The following is a 7,462-nucleotide window of genomic DNA, read 5'->3' on the forward strand; positions in this document are numbered from 1 at the left end:
GCGACTGCTGAGACTGCGTCTCAGACCGAGTATACTTAGAACCGATACACCCAGTGAAAAATTGATTTCTTCGGAAAAATCAAAGCTTGCGGACGTGGATTGCAGGTCGTTCGCTTCCAGCTTTTCGGAGTTTCGAGTCCGTGGAGTAGGGCCATGGGATTGAAGGACTTTTGTCGCCGTTTTTTCCCCTTCTTCCGCCCATACCTGGGCAAATACATCCTCGCTTTCGGTCTGCTAGTTATCAGCGCTCTCCTATCCTTACTTCCAGCGATGCTGTTGAAATGGATATTCGATAACGGTATCAAAGCGGGAAAACCCGCAGTCATTGATCAACTCGCGCTATTGTTCGTCCTGGTGTATGTGCTGGCGGGGATTGCCGGACGACTGATGGATTATCTGCACGAATGGACGGGAAACTGGTTCATCGCCAGCCTGCGCGGCACCCTTATGGCGCACATCGAGTCGCAGCCGATGTCATTTTTCAGCAGCACTCGGCTGGGTGAGATTGTCGGACGATTACGCACCGATATTAATCGAGTCTACGGTGTGCTGGTCAATACCGTATTGAACGCAGTCAGCGAGTTCGTTCAGATTGCGGGCATCACCTGCTTCCTTTTTTATTTGAACTGGAACATGGCGTTGATCGCGGTGTGTTTTGCGCCGCCGGTAGTCATATTTTTTCGGCTCACAGGCGCTAAGCAACGCAAACTGGCAATGGAGTTACGCGACAAGGATACCTATCTGCTGGATTTCTTCCAGGAACTCTTCTCGAACATCAGCATTGTCAAACTCTTCAACCGCGAAGATTACATGTCAGAAAAGCACAGGAGATTGAGTGAAGATCTGGTTGAGACCGGGCTGCGCAACGTACGCTATAAGTTCTTTTCGATTTTTGTAATAGGCCTGCTCACAACCATTCCCGGCATCATCGTTTTGTGGTATGGCGGACATCAGGCATTAAAAGGCACCATCTCCGTTGGCAGTCTTGTCGCGTTTTATTTGTATGTAACCCGGCTCTATCAGCCGATACAATCGCTGGCCAATCGCGGCGTTGAGATCTATGCTGGTCTGGCCTCGGCCCAGCGCATAGCGGAATACTTTGACCTCCAGCCTGTCTGGCAGGAAGGTCCTCTTATCGCAGACGACAGGATCCGAAATACACAAATAGCTTTTCAGGGCGTGCGTTTTCGCTATCCCGAGCGGTCAGAAGATGCTGTTCTGGATCTGACCATGGAGATAGGCCATGGCGAAAAAATTGCGCTGGTTGGCCCCAGTGGAGCAGGAAAGAGTACCGTCGTTAACTTGCTCTGCCGCCTTTATGATCCCGATGCTGGACGAATTCTGATTGGTGGACGCGATGCGCGCCGTATCAATATTGCGGCGCTGCGCGACGTCATTAGCGTGGTTTCGCAGGATATATTTCTGTTCCACGATACTGTTGAGGAAAACATACGCTTTGCGTTGCCAAACGCCAGTCATGAGCAAATCGTAGCTGCTGCCCGTGCTGCTAATCTGCAAGAATTCATTGCCACATTGCCCAAGGGGTATCAGACGGTAATAGGAACGCGAGGCGCACAGTTGTCTGGAGGTCAGCGCCAGAGGCTGGCGCTGGCCCGAGCATTGTTGCGAAATGCCAGCATCTGGATACTTGATGAGTTCACGGCTTCCCTGGACTCGCCAACAGAGGCAGTACTTTACGAGAACCTTGCCCCGCTGCTTGAGGGGAAGACGGTGATCATTGTGACGCACCGGTTATCGACGATCCGGGCAGTGGACAGGATCATGGTTTTGGAAGCGGGCAGTCTGGTTGAAACCGGCACCCATCAAGAACTATATCTGAACGGTGAAGCTTATAAGAGACTGTTTGAAGCTCAATTCAGCGCCTCTGCTGATATTCTGATGAAAACTGGTACAGTAAACGGACACGGCGTAGCTGCCAGTGCAAAACAGTAAAAAACGAGTGCGGCTGTTCAAATTACCGGTGTTACGATTTCAGGAAAAAACTCCAGTAGCAGGTCTTGTGCAGATCTGTTTCAGGTGTAATCAAAAGATCGATTCTTCCCGATCGGTCTCGCCGCAAGCATGGCAATCGTCGCACTGGATGGAGCTTTCCCCGCCACGACCAGTGACATGCCGCAAGTAAAGAGGTTTGGATGAGGCACTTTCTAAGAGATATCCGTTACGAACTACGCGTATTGGCGAGAGCGCCGGGGTTCAGTCTGGCTATTGTTCTAACGCTCGCATTTGGAATTGGCGTAAATATTGCCTTGTATAGCTTTGTTTATACCGTCCTTCTGAAACCCCTGCCTTTCAAGGATTCTTCCAGAATTGCGATGATTTGGACATCAATGCCGGAACTTGGATTTCCCAAACTACTCACGTCTCCAGCGGATTATACCGATTGGGCTGCAGCCCAGAAGAGTTTCGAAAGTGTGGCTCTCTTTGAAGATCTCTTATTCGATATTACCGGGAGTGGCCAGCCCGAGAGATTAACCGGCGCAAAGGTTTCCTCCTCATTGTTTCCAATGCTCGGCGTGCAGCCTCTGGCAGGGCGGACATTTATCCCGGCTGAAGACAGCCCTGGCCAGCACGTTGCCATCCTGAGTTATGGATTGTGGAAGCGCCGCTATGCCGGCCAGAGCATAATAGGAAAACCGATCTTTCTGGATCGTCAGCCTTACACAGTCGTCGGTATCATGCCCCGCGAATTCGTGTTCCCTCTCTCTGGACCAGAGGGCAACAGCGATCCTGCCCAATTCTGGGTTCCTGTTGGGTTGGAGCCTCTGCAACTCTTCAACCGCGGTGCAATGTATGAATTTTCTGTTCTGGGAAGGCTGACGCCTGGTGCATCTTTCGCTCAGGCCGAGAGCGAAGCAAAACTGATTGGAGCGCAAGTTCGCAGCCGATATCCGGCAAGGACATTGGCTGCCCTTCACCACTCGTCGATCAGCTTTGCGGTCGTTCCATATCATAAGGAGATCCAGGGCAAAATTCGCATGCCACTGCTCGTTCTGCTGGGGGCAGTTGTGCTGCTGTTGCTGATTACCTGCTCGAACATATCAAACCTGCTATTAGTGCGTGGGGCGGCCAGGCAACGTGAGATGGCGATTCGTACATCTCTGGGCGCAACATGGTGGCAGGCAGCCCGATTGATGTTGGCGGAGGGTACTATACTGGCTTTCCTTGGAGGTATTAGCGGGGCGGCTCTGGCGCTGGGGAGTCGTGGATTTCTAATATCGCTGCTACCCACGTCATTTCCCCAGACTGCATCGATTGAGATGAACGGCCCAGTCCTGGGATTTGCGTTCCTGCTCTGCGTTGTAGCTTCCATGATCTTTGGTCTCGTTTCGGTGATTGCGATGTTTCGTGCCCCACTGCGGCAAGTATTGCAGGAAGGAGGAAGATCTCCCTCAGGAACGCGTTCACACCGGCGGCTACAGGGGGCGCTTGTGATTGCCCAATGCGGGATAGCTCTCGCTTTATTGATCGGATCTGGGCTGCTGCTACGCAGTTTTTCCCGGCTGTTGGCAACCGACCCGGGCTTCCAGCCGCAACATGTTTTAGAGATGACGATTTATTTGCCACGGGAAACTTACTCCGGGGCCGTGCAGATCAAGGATTTCTATCAGCAGGTGCTCGAGCACGCCCGGGCTGTGCCTGGGATCCGCATCGCTGGCCTCTCCACCGACCTTCCTCTGGATGCGCAGGAGAGAGAGTTAATTCACAATGCGAGCGACTATAAAGGCAAGGCTGACACCCTACCGTCCGTGATCCGGAGCTGGGTTATCGGGGATTATCTCAAGACCTTGGATATTCCGTTGATTGCCGGCCGTCAGTTCACGCCTGAGGACAATGAAAAATCGTTCCCCATTGTTGTTATCAGCAAGGATCTGGCGCAACGGCTGTGGCCAGGTGAAGAAGCCATTGGTAAGCGACTGCGTGCTGGGCCTTCCCCTGACCTCACGGTTGTTGGCGTAGTGGGCGATGTCAAAGACGGCTCGCTCGGCGAGGAGACGCATCCTCATTTATACACGCCCTATCGTCAGGAACAGGATGATTTGATCAGCCATCCAACTTGGGGCGGGCTAAGGACAATGAACCTGGTGATTCAGACCAGCGTGGAACCAGCAAGTGTTGCCAAGTTGGTCCAGCAGGAGATATGGCGATTGGACCCCCAACTCGCCATCACGCACGTCCAACCCTTGAAGGAAAAGATCAGTGATTCGATAGCGCCTCAGAAATTCAATCTGTTTCTACTCTCGACGATTGCATTTCTCGCAGTGTTTCTTGCGATAGTAGGAGTCTACGGTGTCACTTCCTATGCGATATCTCAACGAACCCAGGAAATCGGAGTCAGAATTGCTTTGGGAGCAAGTCCCAGTTCAATTCTTTTAATGATCCTTCGACATGGTCTTCTTCTGATATTCGCTGGGATAGTGATCGGTGTTGTAGGATCGTTGGCGCTGTCACGCTTCTTGCAAAGCCTGCTCTATGGCATCACAACCACGGATACAATGACATTCATCGCGGCTCCGGTGCTGCTGATTCTCATTGCGCTCGCTGCCTGTTATTTTCCTGCTCGGCGCGCGATGCGCCTGCAGCCGAACGTGGCCTTGCGCCATGAATGAAAACGGGGCAATCCCGCTCGGCCTGTGACAGGGGCGCTTCGGGATAAATACTGTCGATGTTACATGGTGGAGCTAGTCGGGATCGAACCGTTTCAGTGGATTGAAAACATACAACTTGCTGATTCTACAATGTTCGCAAAAGGCACGAAAGGCAGAAATTCAAATTCGGCGGTACAAATTGGTACAAGGAACCAGCTCGTCTATTGCACACAAACACTGCGCAAAAAAGGTCAAAGGCCAGCGGCGCGGCGAAGCCGGCGGCAATTACATTGACATGGAAACTGGGGAACCGTTTTGGGGTTCTGGTGTCACAGCAGCCGAGCATAGGTAAACGGACCGTGAACTCAGAACTCTGATGAGATGCTCAGTGGACGACGAAGCGTGTTGGGGCAACAACGGCGCGATTCTCCGGGTTGTAATAGTCATAGAGCAACGAGGGCGCTGAGAGCGCGTCGCAACGGTAGGGCAACCGGAAGCGGAAATCGAACTTAGTGCCACCGGCACTGGGCCAAACGTAGAACACCACGCGGTCTGGCTGAACCTCGTAGCTGCCTGCTGACTCCAAGGAAGAGCGATCCACTTCCGCTCCTGGCGGCAGGCCTACTTCCGCCAGCATCATGCCGTAGCCGCGGAACCCGACGCGTTCAGCCTCGACGTGCGCCGTTACGGTGTCGCCGAAAGTGGGTTGGGTTCGATCAAATCTTACTTGAAGGCGCAGCGCGCGGGTGTCACCGGGTTTAAAGTTCTCGATCGCGGTTGCCGAAGATTCTGCCCAGGGGACGTACCAAGTCGAGATGACCTGGGCGTTCATGAGCGCGGTTCCACCTGGAACAGAAAGTTCCAACTTGTTGTGCCTTTGTTCAACGCATCGGGTAGTTCGAGTACGACGGGGCCCACCACATCCTTGGCGGCTGGCAGGTGCAACGTACCGGCTGAGCGGCCGTTGACCAACAAGGTTGCGTCCTGCGCGGCCACGTCTTCGTCGCCGCCATGCAAAGCGGAGATGATCGCCTCAACGGCGTTCTCAGTCGCCTGAGTGGAATACCAGACGAAGTAGTGATCCTTGTGCGTGAGCAGGTACTGCAGGCCGCCTTGGATCAGATCGCTGAGTTCGTTGTCTTGCTTGTCTTGGGACTTGACCGCCTGCACATCCGGACGAGGGCTTCTACGGCGAGTGCGGTGGTCTCCACGCGCCCCGCAGTACCCCAGCCATAGAAGGGCGAAGTGTTGGCTTCCAGGTTCCAAGTAGATACCGCTGCTTTCACGGTGAGCAAGCTGCAAGAGCAGTGCGCGTGCGTTAGCGATGTGATCGGCGTGGCTTGAGGAAGCGGCAGCGAGGGCATAGTTGCCGACTAAGTAAGGATCCTGCCAGGAATCAATGCGCTGCTCGAGGTAGCGCATTGCGGCTGAGAAAGTCTTATCGGCCTGTGCCAGCTCGTCATTCTTATCTTTTTGTTTGTCGCCACCAATTGGCATAGTCTCGGCGAGAGAGCGCGCGACGTATGCGGTGACGTTGACGTCTTCTACTTCAACCAGTTCGTAATCTCCGCTTTGGTCGGGCATCCAATGCCATGCGGTCCACGCTCCGCTCTTCCGTTGCCTCACGACGAGGTAGGCGCGAGATTTGCGGATGATGATGGCGTCCACTGTGATGAACTCGCCGACCGCATTAAGGAAACGCAGGACGTAGGCCGTCAGAGCAACATCGGAGTCCATGTGGTTCCAGTAGCGGAATCCGCCGTCAGGCGATTGCAAACCAGTGAGGGACAAGTATGTCTCCTGCACGGCTTCGCGGGCCGACTTGCGAGGGTAGCGCGCGGGTTCTTGGGTGCGGTGGGATCGTCCTGCCCAGCCTTCTTCAGCAACTGCAGCGCGAGAAGACTGACGTAGGGAGTGGACGTAACCTGCTCGGCGCATCTCGAAGGCCGTGCGCCGATGCCACGCATCGCATCGAAGACCTGCGCCACCAGATTGGGATACACCCGCAGTTCGCCGTCAATCGATCCAGGGATGGCAGTGTCTGGGACCATCACATCGAAATTGGTACCGCCGCCGGCGAGCAGGCGGCTGGTGGTCTGAGTTATCTCCTCGCCATCGGGATGGACCTGGATTTCGCGCTCCACGGCGTCGCCGGTCGAACTGTTGCGCGCCGTGACCTTCTGTTTGCCGTGGCGGATGCTGGCATTGGCGCGGAATGTGAATACAGTGCTGGCATCGGCATTCGGCGCAATCGTCATCGATGTCCGCGGCTGCGACAGAAATTTGACCAAGTGTCGGCTTTCATCTCGGTCTCCAGCGTCTGCGGCTTGTTGAGATAGTTGCGCAATACCACTGGGAGGCTGATTGTGTCGCCCTGGGTCAAGATCTTGGGTGGATCGTGCTCCAAAAAGAACGGCAGGAACGTGCGCAGCTCTTTCCGCGCAATGCCCGCCTGTCCAGCCTCGTTGGTCGCCACGACGGACATGGACCAGGCCGTGATGTTGTCGGCCATGGTGAAGTTGAAGTGCGCATGGCCATGCTTGTTGGTGACCACCTCGTGACGCCATAGCAGCGTTTCCGGGAAATATTTGCGGACGCGCGGTGTAAACATCGGCGCCTGGGCCGCGTGTTCCGTGTGATCCGGTTCCACGCGGTTTGAGACCTGCGCGGACGTGGTTTGCACCAACGGTGCCTCTGCTGTTACTTCAACCACTTCGCTATACCATTTTAGTTAATAGGGTACTGATTGAAGCTATGCTACTGTAAGTTCGGCGAAGCTCCTGCGGCAACATAGAGGATGGCGAAAGCATTCGGAGACGAGTTGCGGCGCAGAATCTTGCAGTGTTGCGAGGAAG

At 54.4% G+C, this 7,462-nt stretch carries 6 protein-coding genes; 2 read left to right on the forward strand and 4 right to left on the reverse strand.

Annotation, left to right across the window (positions count from 1 at the left end; all coding sequences use genetic code 11):
* The first annotated feature begins 153 nt into the window (after positions 1-153).
* Together LAO76_27315 and LAO76_27320 are read left to right on the forward strand one after the other, a co-directional pair.
* A complete protein-coding gene (locus tag LAO76_27315; GenBank protein ID MBZ5494653.1) occupies positions 154-1,953 on the forward strand; it encodes an ABC transporter ATP-binding protein/permease in 1,800 nt (599 codons plus the stop codon).
* Positions 1,954-2,153: 200 nt separating this feature from the next.
* On the forward strand, positions 2,154-4,628 hold the full coding sequence (locus tag LAO76_27320; GenBank protein ID MBZ5494654.1) for an ABC transporter permease: 2,475 nt from the start codon (positions 2,154-2,156) through the stop codon (positions 4,626-4,628).
* 364 nt (positions 4,629-4,992) lie between these two features.
* Here LAO76_27320 and LAO76_27325 read toward each other — a convergent pair whose 3' ends face one another.
* From LAO76_27325 to LAO76_27340, 4 genes are read right to left on the reverse strand one after another with little or no spacing between them, the layout of a single operon-like run.
* Positions 4,993-5,439, reverse strand: coding sequence for a hypothetical protein (locus tag LAO76_27325; protein MBZ5494655.1), 447 nt, complete (start codon positions 5,437-5,439; stop codon positions 4,993-4,995).
* Positions 5,436-6,398, reverse strand: coding sequence for a hypothetical protein (locus LAO76_27330; protein MBZ5494656.1), 963 nt, complete (start codon positions 6,396-6,398; stop codon positions 5,436-5,438). The genes LAO76_27325 and LAO76_27330 overlap by 4 nt, the downstream gene beginning before the upstream one ends.
* Positions 6,323-6,898: a hypothetical protein gene (locus LAO76_27335; protein ID MBZ5494657.1), complete on the reverse strand. Its 576-nt coding sequence runs from the start codon at positions 6,896-6,898 to the stop codon at positions 6,323-6,325. Before LAO76_27335 ends, LAO76_27330 begins: the two co-directional genes overlap by 76 nt.
* Positions 6,862-7,290 carry a hypothetical protein gene (locus tag LAO76_27340; protein MBZ5494658.1) on the reverse strand — a complete coding sequence of 143 codons (429 nt, stop codon included), beginning with the start codon at positions 7,288-7,290 and terminating at the stop codon, positions 6,862-6,864. Before LAO76_27340 ends, LAO76_27335 begins: the two co-directional genes overlap by 37 nt.
* Positions 7,291-7,462: the final 172 nt, after the last annotated feature.

It is taken from the genome of Terriglobia bacterium, assembly GCA_020072645.1.
In the GTDB taxonomy this organism is placed as follows: Bacteria; Acidobacteriota; Terriglobia; order Terriglobales; family Acidobacteriaceae; genus Angelobacter.